Below are 16,830 nucleotides of genomic sequence, written 5' to 3'. Positions count from 1 at the left end.
CGGGACTGTCGATGTCCGGAACGTCGGTGCTGAGCCTGGCGGTAGCACGCCCCGGCCTCTACAAGGCGGTCGGTGCGTACAGCGGGTGCGCCGAGACCAGCACGGAGGTCGGTCAGCTCTACGTGCGTGCGGTGGTCGAGGGTCGCGGTGAAGCGGACGTCGAGAACATGTGGGGTCCGTCGGGTGGTCCGATATGGACCGACAACGACCCGTACGTGAACGCCGAGAAGTTGCGCGGGCACGCCCTGTACATCTCGTCCGGCACCGGCCTCCCGGGTGAGCACGACCATATCGACGCGCGGTCGGTCGACGGCAACCCGGCGCTCCTGCTCAACCAGGTCGTGGTGGGGGGCATCATCGAGGCTNGCGGGCACGCCCTGTACATCTCGTCCGGCACCGGCCTCCCGGGTGAGCACGACCATATCGACGCGCGGTCGGTCGACGGCAACCCGGCGCTCCTGCTCAACCAGGTCGTGGTGGGGGGCATCATCGAGGCTGCGGTCGACAATTGCACCCGCCGTCTGGCCTCCCGCCTCGACGAACTCGACGTCCCCGCCCATTTCGAGTTCCGTGCCGCAGGCACCCATTCGTGGGGCTATTGGGAGGACGACCTCCACAACTCGTGGCCGATGCTGGCGGAAGCGATGGGGCTGTAGCAACTCGTGCTCGCTCCTCGGCCGAAACCGCGGTTCGCATGAATATTTCCTGCACCTTTCGGCATTATCGATTCCAAACATGCATTAAGGGTGCGAATATTCCGAAATTGTGGGACCGGACCCTCTCAGCTGCGCATATGTAATTCGAATTATGAGGTGTGAATACAATCACATCCGCTTACCCGATTCTTCCGGTCGAAATTTCTTCTCGGCTGTGTTCAGAATGGGGTCGAGCCCGTTGGAAATCCGGGTGTACGAGAGAAAGGTCGAGCGAAATACGTTCGGCTGCATCGGACGAAGGAGATTCACATGGACGCTATTCTCGAACTGCTGGCTTCGGTCCTCGAACTGTTCGGTAGCTCCGAGGTGCCGCAGAGTGGAAGCTCCGGTGAGCTGCTCGAAAGCGGTAGCGCTGTGCTCGAGGGCAGTGTTCAGTAACCCCTGCCTCTGAAGTACGCAGGGCGTACGTAAACCTCGCAGCCCCGGTGGTCGACCACCGGGGCTGCGAGGTTTACGCCGAACCTGTGAGCTTTCTCCGTCATCCTGAAATTCCGGCTCAGTGCTCGGGGATGAGCATCCACAGTGCGAGGTAGAGCAGTACCGCGGTGCCGCCGGTGACGAAGGCCGCCAGCACCGCTCCGGCGCGAACGAGATTGAGGTCGACGCCGAAATAGTCGGCCAGTCCGGCGCACACGCCGCCGAGCATGCGCTGGGACGACGAGCGGGTGAAGGGGCGGGGAGCGGAGTTCTCGGAGTTCATGTATCCATCCTGTCGCGGTTGTGGTTTCGGCACATCGGGGTGTGGCCCGGATTTCGACCCTGATCTTCTTCTCGGGGTGGCCCGGTCAGCGGCACACGACGGTCAGGCCGACGCCGCGCCACACCTGTCGTTCGACTCGGTCGAATCCGCCTTCGGATCGGTTGTATTCGTGCTCGATCACGGTCCGGTAGCCCCGATCACGCTGAGCGGTCACCGTGCAGTCGCCGCCGGCGGAGCCGGAACGGTTGACGATCGAGTGCGGGATGCTGTCGGCCGTGAGTACCTCGATCGCCGTGCGTTCGCTCATGCCGACGACGCTGGGAGCGGATTGTGCTGCAGCAGTTCCTGTTCCGAGAAGGGCGGCTGCGGTGGCCATCGACAGCACCGTTCCGGTGAGGGCGGCGGCGGTGAGACGTGAGCGGACGGTGGGTATGTGCATGGGATCCTCCGAAGGGCGGCTGTGCCGGACCCTTCGATCGTCCGTCGCCGGCCCACCCGAACACATCGGGGAACAGCCCCCATCCGTACCCTGAATTCCGACCCGGAGGTGGGAAGGAAACCGGCGACCACCGCCGCCGGACCGGCTTAGTCTGACCCGGTGGAGACCGTACCGATCCAGCTCCCCGACGGCACGACGACGCCTGTCCGCCTGTTCCCCGGACCCGCTCACGAGCACGAGACGCGGCGCGATGCATCCCGGGCCGTCGTGGTCGTCGTGCCCGGCCTGGGAATCCCCGCCGGATATTACGAGCCCTTCGCGCAGGCGATCGCCGATCACGGATTCGACGCCGCGATCTGCGAGCTCGCCGGGCAGGGTGACAGCCGGCCACGCCCGGGTCCGGACAGTACCTACGGCTACCACGAAATCGTCGCGGTGCATTTCCCGGCGGTGTTCGAGGTGGTACGGGAGAGATTCCCCGACTCCACGCCGTATCTGCTCGGCCATTCGATGGGCGGACAGCTCGGAGTGCTGTACGCCGCGCGGATCCGCGGGCGACTCGGCGGACTGATCCTCGTCGCCTCCGGTACGCCGTACTACCGGCACCACAGCGGGCTCCGGGGACCGGGTGTGCTGCTCGGCTCGACCGCGATGTCGATCACCGCAACCGTGGCGGGTTTCTGGCCCGGCGACCGGTTCGACGTCGGTGGCTTCGGCCGGCAGTCGCGCGTGCTGATCTCCGATTGGGCGCGGCTCGCCCGCACCGGCCGGTTCGAACCGGCGGGCGCGGAGATCGATTACGAGGAACGCATCGCCCGGCTCGCACTGCCCGTCCTGTCGATCACCGTCGAGAAGGACGAGCTCACCCCTGTCGCGTCGGCGCGACACCTGCTCGGGAAGCTGCCTGCCGCCGACATCACCGAATGGCACGACCCGCGTCCGCTCGGCCACAACGGCTGGATCCGGGACAACGACGACACCGTCGCCGAGATCGTCGCGTGGCTACGAGACCGGTGACGCGGCGCCGTCCGCCGGCCCGGAGCCGGACCGGTTCGCGAGCTTGTCCGCCAGGAACGAGAACGTCAGCGCCGACTTGAATGCCGCCTGGGCATTGTCCGCGGCACCACCGTGTCCGCCCTCGATGTTCTCGTAGTACCAGACCTCGTGGCCCTCCTCCTCTAGGCGTGCGACCATCTTCCGTGCGTGGCCGGGGTGCACCCGGTCGTCGCGCGTGGACGTGGTGACGAGGACCGGCGGGTAGCTCGTCTTCGGGTCGGTGTTCTGGTACGGCGAGTACCGGCTGAGGAACTCCCACTCGTCGGGATTGTCGGGATCACCGTATTCGGCCATCCACGACGCACCGGCGAGGAGCAGGTGGTATCGCTTCATGTCGAGTAGCGGCACCTGGCACACGATCGCGCCGAAGAGTTCCGGACAGCGGGTGAGCATGACGCCCATGAGCAGACCACCGTTGCTGCCACCCTGTGCCCCCAGCTGGTCGGCGGTGGTGATCCCGCGGGAGACGAGATCCTTCGCGACCGCGGCGAAGTCCTCGAACACCTTGTGGCGGTTCTCCTTGAGGGCTTGCGTGTGCCAGGTCGGTCCGTACTCGCCACCACCACGGATATTGGCGATGACATAGGTGTATCCCCGCTCGAGCCAGGCCCGTCCGACGATGCCGCTGTAGGCCGGCACCATCGAGTTCTCGAAACCGCCGTATCCGTACAGGAGCGTGGGTCCCGGCGTCCCGGTCCGGCGACCCACCACGAAGTACGGCACCTGTGTGCCGTCGTCGGAGGTGGCGAAGTACTGGGAGACGGTGACGTCCTCGGCGTCGAAGAACGACGGTGCCTGCTTGATCGCCTCGATCGGGCCGCCGACGGTCCCGGAGAGCAGCGTCGCTGGAATCGTGAAGCCGCTCGAGTTGAGGAAGAAGTCGTCACCGGTGAGGGGGTCGACGTCGATGATCGAGGTCGACGTGGCGTCGGGCACCCCCGGCAGTTCCTCGTCGATCCACCCTTCGTCGCCCGGTGTGAGCACCCGCATCCGCGTCTGGACGTCGCGCAGAGTCACGACGAGCAGGTGGTTCCGCGTCCACGCGTACTGTTCGAGCGAGGTGTGCTCGTCGGGCGCGAAGAGCACCGTCATCTCCCGCGAACCGGCGAGGAAGTCCGGATAGTTCGCCGCGAGCAGCGTGCCGGGAGGGTGCCCGAGCCATTCGGAACGTGTACGGACGAGCAGGTGGTCGCGGTACACGCTCACACGCGCGTCGTCGGGGACGTCGAGCTTCACGAGTTCGCCGTCCGGGCGCAGCTCGAAGCGATGTGCCCGGTAGAAGTCGATCGCCCGGTCGACGAAGCTGTGTTCGAAACCGGGGGTGTCGTCGTACCAGGCGGAGACGGCGACATCGGTGCGCTCACCCTCGAAGACGGTCTCGGCCTCTTCGACGGGAGCGCCGCGCCGCCACCTCTTCGCGAGTCGCGGATAACCCGAGTCCGTGAGCGATCCCTCGCCGAAATCCGTGCCCACATAGACGGTGTCGGCATCGATCCAAGCGATGTCGGTCTTCGCCTCGGGCAGTTCGAAACTGTCGGGTCCCGAGAGGAACCGGCGGGTGACGAGATCGAACTCGCGGATCACGCTCGCGTCGGCCCCGCCGCGTGACAGGCTGACGAGCGCACGAGTCTGGTCGGGCCGCAGCACCTGAGCACCCGACCACACCCAGTTCTCGCCTTCCTCCTCGGCGACGGCATCGAGGTCGACGAGGACGTCCCACTCGGGTTCGTCGCGCAGATACTGCTCCATCGTGGTGCGACGCCACAACCCGCGGACGTGCTCTGCGTCCCGCCAGTAGTTGTAGAGATACTCGCCGCGCCGACGCGCATAGGGAATCCGGGCATCGGTGTCGAGTACCTCCCGGATCCGGGACTCGAGATCGCCGAACCCGCCGGTCCGCGCGTAGGCATCGACGGTGCGGTCGTTGCGGTCGCGCACCCAGTCGAGCTGTTTCTCGCCGGTGACGTCCTCGAGCCACAGGTACGGATCGGTGGTGTCGTCGCTCATGGACCCATTCATACCCGCCTCGCGAGCGGGGCGGGCGGCGGGCAGACTGTGACCTCGTGCAGATGCATCCCTCGGACGCCCGCCGGGAATGGCTCGGTGATCGCATTCCGGGCGACCTGTTCGCGCTCTACTGTTTCGACGCACCCGACGTCCCGTTCGCCGAGGTTCTCGGTGAACTGCGGGCGCGTGTGCACGCGATGGGGGAAGTGCAGGTGCGCATGGTCGAGGTACCGGGCGGACTCGACTATCCCTACTGGACCGCTCGCGAACCGGCCGACGACGATGTCGTCGTGCACGAGGTGGGCGGTTACGGCCACCTGCTCGACGTGCTGTCCGGTCTCGTCGCCGGCCGCGTCGACGTCACGAATTCGCCGTGGCGTCTGCACCTGTTCCCGCACGTCCCCGGGGCTCCCGCCGGTACGGAGCCTGCGCTCGTCGTCGTCTTCCAGATGTCGCACGCCTTTGCGGACGGGGTGCGCACCTCGGCGCTCGCGCGCGACCTGCTGTCGGGAACGGCGCCGCCGACGACTGCGCCGCGTGCGCCCTCGGCAGCCGGGATGCTCGTGCGGGCCGCGCTGCGGTTGCCGTGGTCGATCCCGCGGGTGATCGCCGACGGGCGGTGCGCGGTGAAGGCGGAACAGCAGCTCGCCGATCCGTCGGTTCCGCGGCCCACGCCGGGCCGGCCGCTGGTCGCCGTGAACTCCGCGCCGGGACCTCGCAGGGTGGTGCGCACGATCGTGTGCGAGGCCGCCGAACTGCGTCGCGTCGGCACGGTGACGGTCGGGGCGCTCACGGCGATCGGCTCGGCACTGGCGGAGTTCCTCGGCACCGACGAGTTGTCCGCCGAAGTGCCCGTCGCGGTGGCCCCGTCCGGATCCTCCCGCAACAGTTACCGCAACGTCGGCGTCGACCTGCATTGCGGGATCGGGGACCCGAAGCAGCGGGCCGCGGCCATCGCCGCCGATCTCGCGCGGCAACGCACCCGCGCGCGGCACCCGGCCATGGCGGTGCGGGCCCGCACCGACGATCACGTACCGGCTCCGCTCCTGCGTTTCGGTACCGACCGTCTCGACCTGTCCGTCGCCCCGCCGACCGTCACCGGAAACACCGTCGTCTCGAGCGTGGACCGCGGTCCGGCCGACCTCGTCCTCGGTGGTGGCCGCGTGCGGTTCACCTCCGGATTTCCCGGTCTGTCGCCCGTGCAGGCGCTCACCCACGGGGTACACGGGATCGGCGAGCGGGTGACGCTGTCGGTGACGGCCTCCCCGGACGTACTCGACCTGGACGGTCTCGCTCGGTACGTCGCACTGCTGCAGAAAGCGATATCCGCGTTGTAGCGTGCCGGGACGAGCGAGGGAGGGCACATGGCGGTGTATGCAGTGACAGGCGCTGCATCCGGGATGGGCAAGGCGAGCGCGGATCGATTGCGTGCGGCCGGGCACAGGGTGATCGGGATCGACCTGAAGGACACCGAGATCGTCGCGGATCTGTCGACTCCACAGGGGCGTTCGGAGGCTGTTCGAGCGACGCTCGACCGGGCGGACGGCCGGCTCGACGGCGCCGTACTCGCTGCCGGCCTGGGCCCGACTCCCGGCAAGGAGAAACTCATCGCGCAGGTCAATCTGCTCGGTGTGATCGACCTGCTCGTCGGCTGGCGTCCCGCCCTGGCCGCGGCCGGCAACAGCAAGGTCGTGGTGTTCGGGTCGAATTCGGCGACCACCACACCCGGCGTGCCGAATTCGGCGGTGAAGGCGTTCCTCGCCGGGGATACGGACAAGGGCGTCGCCCGCGCCGGCCGGATCCCGGCGTCGGGACCGGCGTTCACGTACGCGGCGTCGAAGATCGCGGTCACCCGATGGGTGCGCCGCACCGCGGTCACTCCGCGGTGGGCGGGGTCCGGTATCCGCATGAACGTGCTCGCCCCGGGGGCGATCTCCACCCCGTTGCTCGACGCCCAGCTCGAGAGCCCGCTGAAGAGGGCCGTCGAGAGCTTCCCTGTTCCGGTCGGGGGATTCGGGCAGGCCGAACAGATCGCGCAGTGGGTCGAATTCATGCTGTCGCCGGCCGCGGACTTCATGGCTGGCAGCGTCGTGGTCGTCGACGGTGGAACCGAGGCGTACTTCCGGCCGGACGACTGGCCCGTCCGTGTCCCGTTCCGTGCGATCCCGGGTTATCTGCGCAAGATGCGTTCGTTCGCACGCTGAACGCGAGGACGAGGTCCGCGTCCGAGGACGCGGACCTCGCTTCGTACGTCAGCGGAAGTAGTCGCGGAACCCGAAGATCGCGTCGAAGGCACTGGTGGGCAGCACATCCACCGAGTGGACTCGATAAGACGCATACGAGATGCACATCAGGTCGCGCACGAACCGCGTCGCGTGGATCGCATCGACGGCGTCGATGGTGATCGTGAGAAGGACGAGGCCGTTGTCGCTGCGTCCCAGCGCACCGTGATGCCCGGCGATCGGCTCGATGAAATCGACGATCTCGTCGTCGGTCAGCAGATCGATCGAGACGTCGAGTTCGATCATCGCGTTGTATTCCATGTGTGTTCTCCCGTGTCGAACACCCGAGCGGCCTCGCGCCGCGCGGGTGGTTCTCGACGAGGAACACGCACGGCGACATCATGCCCGAACCGACCGGTATGCGCCATCATCCGATCGGCCGATGCCGGAGCAGACCGGTCGGGCGATGTGCGCGATCGGTGCCGTGCAGCACGCTCGGGGCATGCCGATAGTCGAAGTGAATACTCTGCGGAAGTCGTACGGGGGCCGCGTCGTCGTCGACGATGTGAGCTTCGAGGTCCACGAAGGTGAGATCTTCGGGATCGTCGGCCCGAACGGGGCGGGCAAGACCACGGCCGTCGAATGTGTTTCCGGCCTGCGGAAACCCGATGCGGGCATCGTCCGGGTGGCCGGGCTGGACCCGATCGCCGATCGGAGCGCTGTCGCCGAACTGCTCGGGACCCAGCTGCAGGAGAGCGAACTGCAGGCGAAGCTGACCGTGCGCGAGGCCCTCGATCTCTACGCCTCGTTCTACTCCCGGCCGGCGGACGGCGCACTCCTCGCCGAGCGTCTCGGTCTGGACGGCCTGCTCGGCAACCGGTTCGCGAAACTGTCCGGGGGACAGAAACAGCGGCTGTTCATCGCGCTGGCACTGATCGGTTCGCCCCGCGTGGTCGTCCTCGACGAACTCACCACCGGGCTCGACCCGCGAGGGCGTCGCGATACCTGGGCGCTGATCGAGGAGGTCCGCGATTCGGGCGTCACGGTCCTGCTCGTCACCCACTTCATGGAAGAGGCTCAGCGGCTGTGCGATCGGGTCGCGGTGTTCGACTCCGGTCGCATCCGGGCGCTGGGCAGCCCGGGGGAACTGATCGGGCAGGCGCCGGGAGCAGTTGTCGTTTCCTTCCACCCGTCCGGCCCGCTCGACCTCGCTCAGCTCGAGTCCTTGCCCGGTGTCGTCTCCGTGCGGTCCGCCCAGGAACGGGTGGTCGTCGAGGGCAACGAGGACTCCATCCACGCGGTACTCACTCTGCTCGGTTCGCGGGGACTCACAGCCGAGCGCCTCCGCATCGTCGAAGCGACCCTCGACGATGCCTACCTCGATCTGACCGAAAGCGGGAGAATGCCGTGAACAACCACGTCATGAGAAATCGACTGGTCGAGACGTCACAGACGAACGGCCCGAAATCGGCGGCGTTGCTCGCCGTCCTACGGACCGAGGCACGGCTGTTCACACGAGAACCCGGTGCGATGTTCTGGATTCTCGTGTTTCCCACGCTTCTCATGTCGATCCTCGGGCTGATCCCGGCCTTCCGGGAGCCCGATCCGGGACTCGGCGGTCTGCGCGTGATCGATCTGTATGTCCCCGTGGCGATTCTGGTGGCGATGATCGTGGCAGGCCTCCAGACGATGCCTGCCGTGCTGTCTTCCTATCGGGAACGCGGCATCCTCCGCCGGTTGGCAGTGACTCCGGCCCGTCCAGCGGATCTGTTGATCGCGCAGATCGTGACGCACGCCGTGACGGTCGCAGTGTCCGTGGTTCTCGCGTTGCTCGTCGGGCGAATCGTTTTCGCGGTGGCGTTCCCCGCTCAACCATGGGGCTACGGTCTCGCCGTCCTCGTGACTCTTGCGGCAGCACTGAGCCTGGGTGCGACGCTCGCAGCAGTTTCACCGTCGGTGCGCATCGCCCAGACGTTGGGCACGATCGTGTTCTTCCCCATGCTGTTCTGCGCCGGCGTATGGCTGCCGGTGCAGGCGATGCCCGAGTTGCTGCAGCGGATCGTGGAGCTGACACCCTTCGGCGCTGCAGCGCAACTCCTCGACAGCACCGCAGCCGGTGGCGGACTCGACCTCGGTGGGATGGCGGTCGTCATCGGCTGGACGGTCGTGCTCAGCGGGATTGCGATCCGATGGTTCCGTTGGCAGTGAGCCGGCCGACCGTCATTCTGGAGAACGTGACGGCATCGGCGACTGCTCAGGACCACTGGACGCAGTACTACAGGTGGGGGCCGCCTGCTCTACTGGCTACCGGCACCGTGCTGTCCGTCGGGAGCGCGTCACTGCTGATGAGCCCTGCCGAGCGGTACACGGCGGCGGTGCTCACAGTTGTCGCAGGGGGTTGGGAAGTGTGGCGGTGGTTTCGCCGCCGCTCGAAGCCGGAACAGGACACCATCTACTATCTGGTCCGGTCGGGTCTGGCCTTCGCTCTGAGCTGGTTCAACCCGTTCTTCGCGATCTATGCCGCAGCCGGCTACTTCGATGCCCACGCGATGTTGCCGGAGCGCTGGATTCGGTTCGGCCTGCTCGTGACGGCGGTGACGGTGGCGGGCTCACAGGCCGGAGGAATGCCGCCGCAGAGCCGCACCATGTGGATTGCTTTCGGTCTCCTGGTGGTCCTCAACGCCTCGATTTCGATGCTGATGATGCGGCTCGCCGAACGCGACGAGCAGCAGAGCCTCGAGCGGCTCGCGGTAATCGACGAACTCGAACGGACGAACGAGCAGCTCGAGCGGGCGCTGGCCGAGAATCAGGCCCTCCACGCTCAGCTCCTGGTGCATGCCCGGGAAGCGGGAATCGACGACGAGCGCCGTCGGCTCGCTGCCGAGATCCACGACACCCTCGCGCAGGGGCTGGTCGGGATCGTCACCCAGCTGCAGGCCGCGCAGGACGCTGCTGATCGGGAAGCGGCACGCCGTCACGTCGACACGGCCACGGCACTCGCTCGACGCAGTCTCGGTGACGCCCGTCGATCTGTGCAGGATCTCGTCCCGGAAGCGCTCGAGCACGACGCGCTCGATGCCGTGCTGGCTCACACGCTCGCCGTGTGGTCCCGGGAGACCGAGGTCTGCGCCGAGTTCACCGTCACGGGCACACCGGTCCCCCTGCACGACGACGTCGGTGCAACGATGTTGCGGATCGTTCAGGAGGCACTGACGAACGTCGGTAGACATGCCGATGCGCGGCGGGTAGGTGTCACGCTCTCGTATATGGACTGCGAAGTGAGCGTGGATGTTCGTGACGACGGAAACGGCTTCGCCCCCGTGGAGCCGGCGCGTGGGTTCGGTCTGCGCGGAATGCGATCGCGTGCTGCCCGAGTGGACGGCACCGTCACAATCGAATCGGCCCCGGGCGAGGGGACAGCTGTGTCGGTGCGGATCCCCCTTCAGGGCACGACTCCGGTGAGTCAGGACGTGTCGTGACGGCTCCGGGTGAACCGATCACGGTGCTCATCGTCGACGATCATCCCGTGGTGCGGGACGGGTTGCGCGGAATGTTCTCTGCGTCGACGGAATTCATGGTCGTGGGTGAGGCATCGGACGGGCCCGAGGCCGTGATCTTCACGCTGCGACTCGATCCCGACGTGGTGTTGATGGACCTGCGCATGCCACGCGGTGGGGGAGCGGCAGCCATCGCCGACCTCAGGGACCGGCAGGTGCGGAGCCGGGTGCTCGTCCTCACGACCTACGATTCGGATGCCGACATCTTCCCCGCGATCGAAGCCGGAGCCACCGGCTACCTTCTCAAGGATGCCCCGCGCGACGAATTGTTCGACGCGGTACGTGCGGCTGCTCAGGGACGATCGGTACTCGCCCCCGTGGTCGCGTCGCGGTTGATGACCCGCATGCGGGCACCCGCGCCGGTCCAGGTGCTCAGCTCCCGGGAACGCGAGGTGCTGGCACTGGTCGCGAAAGGCACTCCGAATCGGGCCATCGCCCGGGAGTTGTTCGTCAGCGAGGCGACCGTGAAGACCCATCTGACCCACATCTTCGCGAAACTCGGGGTGAACGATCGCGCGGCCGCGGTCGCCGAAGCCTACGGCCGGGGAATTCTGGGCTGACAACCGCGGAATTCCGGTCCATCGGCGGCGACCGGCTGCTGTACGGTCGGCTGAACGATCTCGGGTGTCCTGCCGGCGGGAGTCCGACCGCACTGTCTTCGATGGGAGTCGAACCGGATGAGTGAGCACAGGATTCGTGTCGACGCCGGGGATTCGGGAGTCGTGACGGTCGCTCTCGACCGCGGCGAGAAGCACAACGCCCTGGATCCGGCGATGTTCGATGCACTCGTCGAGGTCACCGGACGGCTCGCCGCCGACCGGAGTGTCCGCGCCGTCGTCCTCTACGGCGAGGGCAAGAGCTTCTGCTCGGGTCTCGACACCGGGAGTCTCGGTGCCGGTGACGGAGGCGGCCCACGGGATCTGCTCGCACGGGAGGAAGGTGACATCGCCAATCGTGCCCAGCGCGTCGCATACGACTGGTCCCGCATCCCGGTACCGGTGATCGCCGCGATCACCGGCAACTGTTTCGGCGGTGGGCTGCAGATCGCTCTCGGTGCCGACATCCGCTTCGCGACCCCGGACGCACGCTTGTCGATCATGGAGGTCGTGTGGGGGCTCGTCCCCGACATGGGCATCACGCAGAGCCTGCCGCGTCTCGTCGGCCTCGACGTCGCGAAGGAGCTGACGTTCACCGGCCGGATCGTCTCCGGTACCGAAGCGCACGCTCTCGGTCTCGTCACCCATGTGGTGGACGATCCGCTGGCTGCCGCGAAGGAACTGGCCCGGGAGATCGCGTCGAGATCACCGCATGCGGTGCGGGCGGCCAAACGCCTCTACGAGCAGACCTGGACCGGTTCCGACCCTGCCTCGGCTCTGGCGCTCGAGAGCGAACTGCAGGTCGAGCTGATGGGTTCGCCCAACCAGATGGAGGCGGTCGCCGCGGGGAAGGCCGGGCGCGTTCCCGTCTTCGTCGATCCGGACTGATCGTCCGGTCCGGCTCCGGGCCGTCCGGGTCTCAGACCCGGACGGTGGTGCCGCAGATGCCGCACTGTTCCAGCTGCCGTCGTTTCCAGCGCGCTACCGGCACGAAGAACAGGGTGAACTGGTTGAACTCCCGGATGCGGGCCCACTGTGTGGTGTTGTGACAGCGTGGACAGGTCCGGTTCTGTCCTGGGCCGAGATATTTCCGCTTGGTGCCGAATCCGAACAGAAGGAACACCACCCGAGCATAGAACGGCCGGGGGAGGGGAAGGCTGGTCCCGCCGAGCGGCGCGCCGATCGGCTTGCTACTCGCGAGTAACCGGACCATCGACAGACACCGGAATCGGCCCGGACTACGCTGTATATCCGTGACCTCACACTATGACGTCGTTGTCCTCGGAGCCGGTCCCGGTGGGTACGTCGCTGCTATCCGCGCGGCACAGCTGGGATTGAGCACCGCCATCATCGAGCAGAAGTACTGGGGTGGTGTCTGCCTGAACGTCGGCTGCATCCCTTCCAAGGCACTTCTCCGTAATGCCGAGCTGGCGCATCTCTTCAACAAAGAGGCCAAGACCTTCGGCATCTCGGGGGACGTGTCCTTCGACTTCGGTGCCGCCTACGACCGCAGCCGCAAGGTGGCCGACGGTCGCGTCAAGGGCGTGCACTTCCTCATGAAGAAGAACAAGATCACCGAATACGACGGTCTGGGTTCGTTCGTCGACGCCAAGACCATCGAGGTTGCGCTCACCAAGGGCGGAACCGAACAGGTGACCTTCGACAACGTCATCATCGCGACCGGTTCGGTCACCAAGTTGCTGCCGGGGACGGAGCTCAGCGAGAACGTCGTCACGTACGAGGAGCAGATCCTCACCCGCGACCTCCCGGACTCGATCCTCATCGTCGGTGCCGGCGCCATCGGCATGGAGTTCGGCTACGTCCTGAAGAACTACGGTGTCGACGTCACGATCGTCGAGTTCCTCGATCGTGCGCTGCCCAACGAGGACGCCGACGTCTCCAAGGAGATCGCCAAGGCGTACAAGAAGCTGGGCATCACCATCAAGACCGGTGCAGCGGTGCAGAAGATCTCCGACGACGGCTCGAAGGTCACCGTCGAGATCAAGGACAACAAGTCCGGCAACGTCGAGACCGCCACCGTCGACAAGGTGATGCAGTCGGTCGGCTTCGCACCGCGCGTCGAGGGCTACGGCCTCGAGAACACCGGCGTCGAGCTGACCGATCGTGGCGCCATCGCCATCGACGAGCGCATGCGCACCAACGTCGAGGGCATCTACGCCATCGGCGACGTCACGGCGAAGCTGCAGCTCGCTCACGTCGCGGAGGCGCAGGGCGTGGTCGCGGCCGAGACCATCGGTGGTGCCGAGACCCTCGAGCTCGGCGATTACCGCATGATGCCGCGCGCGACCTTCTGCCAGCCGCAGGTCGCGAGCTTCGGTCTGACCGAGCAGCAGGCGAAGGACGAGGGCTACGACGTGAAGGTCGCGACCTTCCCGTTCACCGCCAACGGCAAGGCGCACGGTCTCGGCGATCCCACCGGATTCGTCAAGCTCATCGCCGACAAGACCCATGGCGAGCTCCTCGGCGGTCACCTCATCGGCCCCGACGTGTCCGAGCTGCTGCCGGAGCTGACCCTGGCCCAGAAGTGGGATCTGACGGTCAACGAACTCGCCCGCAACGTGCACACGCACCCCACGCTGAGCGAGGCGCTGCAGGAGGCCATCCACGGTCTCGCGGGACACATGATCAATTTCTGAGAACTCCGGGCCGTATCGGCTCGCGTTCGAATCCTTCCGTGCGGGCGGATACCCGCTCGGATGTACCGGCTCAGCCCGTGGCGACACGACCGTCGCTGCGGGCTGACGTCGTTCCGCCGCCGCCTTCCGGGCCGGCCGGGTGATGGACGAACACCGGGCAGCCTGGGTCGCGGTCACCGATTCGGTGGTGTTGCCGACGATCCTGCGCCGAGCTGTTGCCGATCCCACATCGGGGACGAATCTGCGCGTTCAGGGCACGCGCGCGCGTAAGGTGACGCCATGGCGGAACGCGGCGCTCGCCCCCACGTGCACCCGATTCGGAGATGGTTGTTGCGCACGGTGCGGCACCTGTTCACACCACTGCGTCCCGACGACTATCTCGAGATGATCAACCCGTTGTGGACGACGCGCGAACTGCGCGGGCGCGTCGAACGCGTCGTCCCCGAAGGCGGAAACGCCGCGTCGGTGCTCATCCGGCCGGCCTACGAGTGGCGCGGGCACCTCCCCGGCCAGTACGTGCGGCTCGGAGTCATCATCGACGGCGTCTACCACTGGCGGGCCTACTCGCTCACCTCCGATCCGGATCCGGCCGACGGGCTGATCAGTGTCACCCCGAAACTCGTCGAGAACGGGGTGGTCTCGCCGTATCTGGTCCGGAAGCTCGAGCCGGGCGAGATCGTCCGGCTCGGTGAGGTGGAAGGAGTGTTCACCCTCCCCGATCCACTGCCCGCCAAACTGCTGTTCGTCAGTGCAGGCAGCGGGATCACCCCGATCATGAGCATGCTGCGCAGCCTCGACCACCGCGACCGGCTCGACGACGTCGTCGTCGTGCACTCGGCCCACAGCGACGACGACGTGATCTTCTCCTCCGCTCTGCGGGATCTGGACGAGCGTCACGACGGACTGCGCCTGGTGGTGTGGATCAGCGGCGAGCGCGGCCGCATCACCCCCGTCGACCTGGCAGAACTGTGTCCCGACTGGCAGGAACGCGATGTCTTCTGTTCGGGTCCGCGCGAACTCCTCGACGCTCTGTCCGAGCACTGGGACGAACACGGTGATCCGGAGCGTTTTCACCTCGAACGTTTTCAGCCGATCATCGGTGGGAATGCCGGAAGCGGTGAGGGCGGCACCATCCACTTCCTCGACAGTGAGAAAGAGGTGGACTGCGACGGCGGAACACCCATCCTCGTCGCAGGTGAGGAAGCCGGCCTGAAGTTGCCGTACGGCTGCCGTATCGGCATCTGCCACACCTGTGTCGGAACGCTGCGATCCGGGCAACTCCGGGACCTGCGGACCGACGAGGTGAGCGAACCTACCGGGGCGGCGGTGCGCACCTGCATCCACACCGCGGAAGGTGACATCGAAATCGAGCTGTGAGAGCACCGAGCGTCGAGAGGACAGGGGGCGTCGTCGTGACCAGGAGCATCGACCGGAACGCAGTCGAGTCGCGAGAACCGGAGAACCCCCTCGCCCATCTGAGCGAGGAGGACCTCGATCAGATCGCGAAGGAGTTCGACGCCATCCACGACGAGGTGTATTCGAGCCTCGGCGACAAGGACCGGCAGTACATCAAGAACGTGATCGCGGCACAGCGTCAGCTCGTCGTCGCGGGGCGGGTGCTGTTGTTCGCGTCGTCGTCCAAGCCCGCCTGGCTCGCGGGAACCACGTGTCTGGGGCTGGCGAAGATCCTCGAGAACATGGAGATCGGCCACAACGTGATGCACGGCCAGTGGGACTGGATGAACGATCCGGACATCCACTCGTCCGTGTGGGATTGGGACACCGCGTCGACGGCCGAGGCATGGAAGCACTCGCACAACTACATCCACCACACGTTCACCAACATCCGCGGGCTCGACAAGGATCTCGGGTACGAGATCATGCGGATCGACCCGCACCAGAAATGGCATCCGGTCTATCTCGCGCAGCCCTTCTACAACGCTCTGCTCACCGTGCTCTTCGAGTGGGGTGTCGCCTTGCACGACCTCGACCTCGAAGCGCTGTGGGCAGGGAAGAAGACCCCGGCACAGGTGCTCGAGGAATTGAAGGGGATCGCCGGTAAGGCGCGTGCCCAGTTCGTCAAGGACTACGTCGGCTGGCCGCTGGTCAGCGCCGCCGTCTTCGGCATCGCCCAGCTCGCACTGCAGGGCAGGCTGCCGCAACCGAGCACCTCCCGCATCGGACGGCGCCTGCGCACATTCGGCGGCCGATCCGGGAAGTGGTCCACCGCGGCCGACCTCGCCGACCGGTTCCTGCCCGGAGTCGAGAAGACGTTCCTGGCGACCGTGCTCGCCGACATCACCGCCAACATCATCCGCAACGTCTGGGCGCACGCGATCATCTTCTGCGGGCATTTCCCGGATCAGACGTACACCTTCTCGAAGAAGGAAGTGCAGGACGAGTCGCGCGGCGGATGGTATGTACGTCAACTCGTCGGCGCGGCCAACATCGAGGGCACCCCGCTGTTCCACATCATGAGCGGGAACCTGGGTTACCAGGTCGAACACCATCTGTTCCCCGACATGCCGAGCACGCGCTACGCCGAGGTGGCTCCGAAGGTCAAGGACATCTGCGAACGTTACGAACTGCCCTACAACTCGGGCCGTCTCGGTAAGCAGTGGTTCATGGTCCACCGCACCATCGCGCGACTGGCGTTCCCCGGCGGCAAGGCCCGGCCGAAGCCCGGACCGTACCGCCGGTCCCAGGATCCCGAGGGCGGGCCGGTGCCCAGTGAAGCCGCCCGGTTCCGCAGCCGGCTGCCCGCGGATCATCCCGACGCCGGTCCGGAACACGACGGCGGCGGCGTGGCCGTCGACCTACCGCCCCGCTGACAGCGACGGGTGTGCAGTCGTCGTCGAGAATCGCCGAAGCACTCGACGA

Annotated in this window: 17 protein-coding genes and 2 pseudogenes; 14 read left to right on the top strand and 5 right to left on the bottom strand. The window is 66.6% G+C overall.

The genetic code is table 11. From position 1 onward, the window contains the following. The 3 genes and pseudogenes from MOM01_RS23520 to MOM01_RS23175 form a co-directional block, all read left to right on the top strand. Positions 1 to 353: pseudogene (locus MOM01_RS23520) on the top strand (alpha/beta hydrolase-fold protein); the annotation flags it as partial. Between the two features lie 129 nt (positions 354 to 482). After that, positions 483 to 656 (top strand): annotated as a pseudogene (locus tag MOM01_RS23515) (esterase family protein); the annotation flags it as partial. A gap of 309 nt (positions 657 to 965) precedes the next feature. Next, positions 966 to 1,094 carry a hypothetical protein gene (locus tag MOM01_RS23175; protein ID WP_277609836.1) on the top strand — a complete coding sequence of 43 codons (129 nt, stop codon included), beginning with the start codon at positions 966 to 968 and terminating at the stop codon, positions 1,092 to 1,094. Between the two features lie 118 nt (positions 1,095 to 1,212). On the opposite strand, the gene MOM01_RS16920 is transcribed toward MOM01_RS23175, so the two are convergent. Continuing rightward, positions 1,213 to 1,416, bottom strand: a complete 204-nt coding sequence (locus MOM01_RS16920) for a PspC domain-containing protein (RefSeq protein WP_241386580.1) — start codon at positions 1,414 to 1,416, stop codon at positions 1,213 to 1,215. Between the two features lie 85 nt (positions 1,417 to 1,501). Next, positions 1,502 to 1,855 carry a hypothetical protein gene (locus MOM01_RS16915; RefSeq protein ID WP_241386579.1) on the bottom strand — a complete coding sequence of 118 codons (354 nt, stop codon included), beginning with the start codon at positions 1,853 to 1,855 and terminating at the stop codon, positions 1,502 to 1,504. A 159-nt stretch (positions 1,856 to 2,014) separates the two neighbouring features. Between MOM01_RS16915 and MOM01_RS16910 the strand changes: the two genes are divergently transcribed. Further along, entirely contained in the window at positions 2,015 to 2,872 is an 858-nt protein-coding gene (locus tag MOM01_RS16910; RefSeq protein WP_241386578.1) for an alpha/beta hydrolase family protein, read from the top strand. On the opposite strand, the gene MOM01_RS16905 is transcribed toward MOM01_RS16910, so the two are convergent. Continuing rightward, complete coding sequence (locus MOM01_RS16905) at positions 2,858 to 4,918, bottom strand: prolyl oligopeptidase family serine peptidase (RefSeq protein WP_241386577.1); 2,061 nt, start codon at positions 4,916 to 4,918, stop codon at positions 2,858 to 2,860. The genes MOM01_RS16910 and MOM01_RS16905 overlap by 15 nt on opposite strands. 62 nt (positions 4,919 to 4,980) lie before the next feature. Here MOM01_RS16905 and MOM01_RS16900 point away from each other — a divergent pair, with 62 nt between their 5' ends. Continuing rightward, complete coding sequence (locus MOM01_RS16900; RefSeq protein ID WP_241386599.1) at positions 4,981 to 6,255, top strand: wax ester/triacylglycerol synthase domain-containing protein; 1,275 nt, start codon at positions 4,981 to 4,983, stop codon at positions 6,253 to 6,255. Positions 6,256 to 6,282: 27 nt separating this feature from the next. Continuing rightward, positions 6,283 to 7,122 carry an SDR family oxidoreductase gene (locus MOM01_RS16895; RefSeq protein WP_241386576.1) on the top strand — a complete coding sequence of 280 codons (840 nt, stop codon included), beginning with the start codon at positions 6,283 to 6,285 and terminating at the stop codon, positions 7,120 to 7,122. 48 nt (positions 7,123 to 7,170) lie between these two features. On the opposite strand, the gene MOM01_RS16890 is transcribed toward MOM01_RS16895, so the two are convergent. Continuing rightward, entirely contained in the window at positions 7,171 to 7,461 is a 291-nt protein-coding gene (locus MOM01_RS16890; protein WP_241386575.1) for a hypothetical protein, read from the bottom strand. Positions 7,462 to 7,642: 181 nt separating this feature from the next. On the opposite strand from MOM01_RS16890, the gene MOM01_RS16885 reads away from it, so the two are divergent. The 5 genes from MOM01_RS16885 to MOM01_RS16865 all read left to right on the top strand — a co-directional run bounded on the left by MOM01_RS16885 (position 7,643) and on the right by MOM01_RS16865 (position 12,181). Beyond that, positions 7,643 to 8,551 carry an ABC transporter ATP-binding protein gene (locus MOM01_RS16885; RefSeq protein ID WP_241386574.1) on the top strand — a complete coding sequence of 303 codons (909 nt, stop codon included), beginning with the start codon at positions 7,643 to 7,645 and terminating at the stop codon, positions 8,549 to 8,551. An 11-nt stretch (positions 8,552 to 8,562) separates the two neighbouring features. Further along, the gene (locus MOM01_RS16880; protein ID WP_241386573.1) at positions 8,563 to 9,348 is read left to right on the top strand and encodes an ABC transporter permease; all 786 of its coding nucleotides are present in this window, start codon (positions 8,563 to 8,565) and stop codon (positions 9,346 to 9,348) included. 26 nt (positions 9,349 to 9,374) lie between these two features. Further along, positions 9,375 to 10,619 (top strand): sensor histidine kinase, encoded by a 1,245-nt coding sequence (locus MOM01_RS16875; RefSeq protein WP_241386572.1) that lies wholly within the window; start codon positions 9,375 to 9,377, stop codon positions 10,617 to 10,619. After that, positions 10,616 to 11,257: a response regulator transcription factor gene (locus MOM01_RS16870; protein ID WP_308197003.1), complete on the top strand. Its 642-nt coding sequence runs from the start codon at positions 10,616 to 10,618 to the stop codon at positions 11,255 to 11,257. Before MOM01_RS16875 ends, MOM01_RS16870 begins: the two co-directional genes overlap by 4 nt. A gap of 117 nt (positions 11,258 to 11,374) precedes the next feature. Next, positions 11,375 to 12,181: a crotonase/enoyl-CoA hydratase family protein gene (locus MOM01_RS16865; protein WP_241386571.1), complete on the top strand. Its 807-nt coding sequence runs from the start codon at positions 11,375 to 11,377 to the stop codon at positions 12,179 to 12,181. Positions 12,182 to 12,212: 31 nt separating this feature from the next. On the opposite strand, the gene MOM01_RS16860 is transcribed toward MOM01_RS16865, so the two are convergent. Further along, on the bottom strand, positions 12,213 to 12,419 hold the full coding sequence (locus MOM01_RS16860; protein ID WP_241386570.1) for a zinc-ribbon domain-containing protein: 207 nt from the start codon (positions 12,417 to 12,419) through the stop codon (positions 12,213 to 12,215). 127 nt (positions 12,420 to 12,546) lie between these two features. Between MOM01_RS16860 and lpdA the strand changes: the two genes are divergently transcribed. From lpdA to MOM01_RS16845, 3 genes are all read left to right on the top strand, one after another. Further along, positions 12,547 to 13,950, top strand: a complete 1,404-nt coding sequence (gene lpdA, locus MOM01_RS16855; RefSeq protein ID WP_241386569.1) for a dihydrolipoyl dehydrogenase — start codon at positions 12,547 to 12,549, stop codon at positions 13,948 to 13,950. A 279-nt stretch (positions 13,951 to 14,229) separates the two neighbouring features. Further along, positions 14,230 to 15,327: a ferredoxin reductase gene (locus MOM01_RS16850; protein ID WP_241386568.1), complete on the top strand. Its 1,098-nt coding sequence runs from the start codon at positions 14,230 to 14,232 to the stop codon at positions 15,325 to 15,327. A 35-nt stretch (positions 15,328 to 15,362) separates the two neighbouring features. Next, entirely contained in the window at positions 15,363 to 16,781 is a 1,419-nt protein-coding gene (locus tag MOM01_RS16845) for a fatty acid desaturase family protein (protein WP_241386567.1), read from the top strand. Positions 16,782 to 16,830 lie beyond the last annotated feature (49 nt).

The sequence above is a fragment of the Rhodococcus sp. CH91 genome (assembly GCF_022554085.1).
GTDB lineage: Bacteria > Actinomycetota > Actinomycetes > Mycobacteriales > Mycobacteriaceae > Rhodococcus.
Note: the sequence above shows the minus strand (reverse complement) of the source record. Positions and strands in the feature narration are given on the sequence as shown.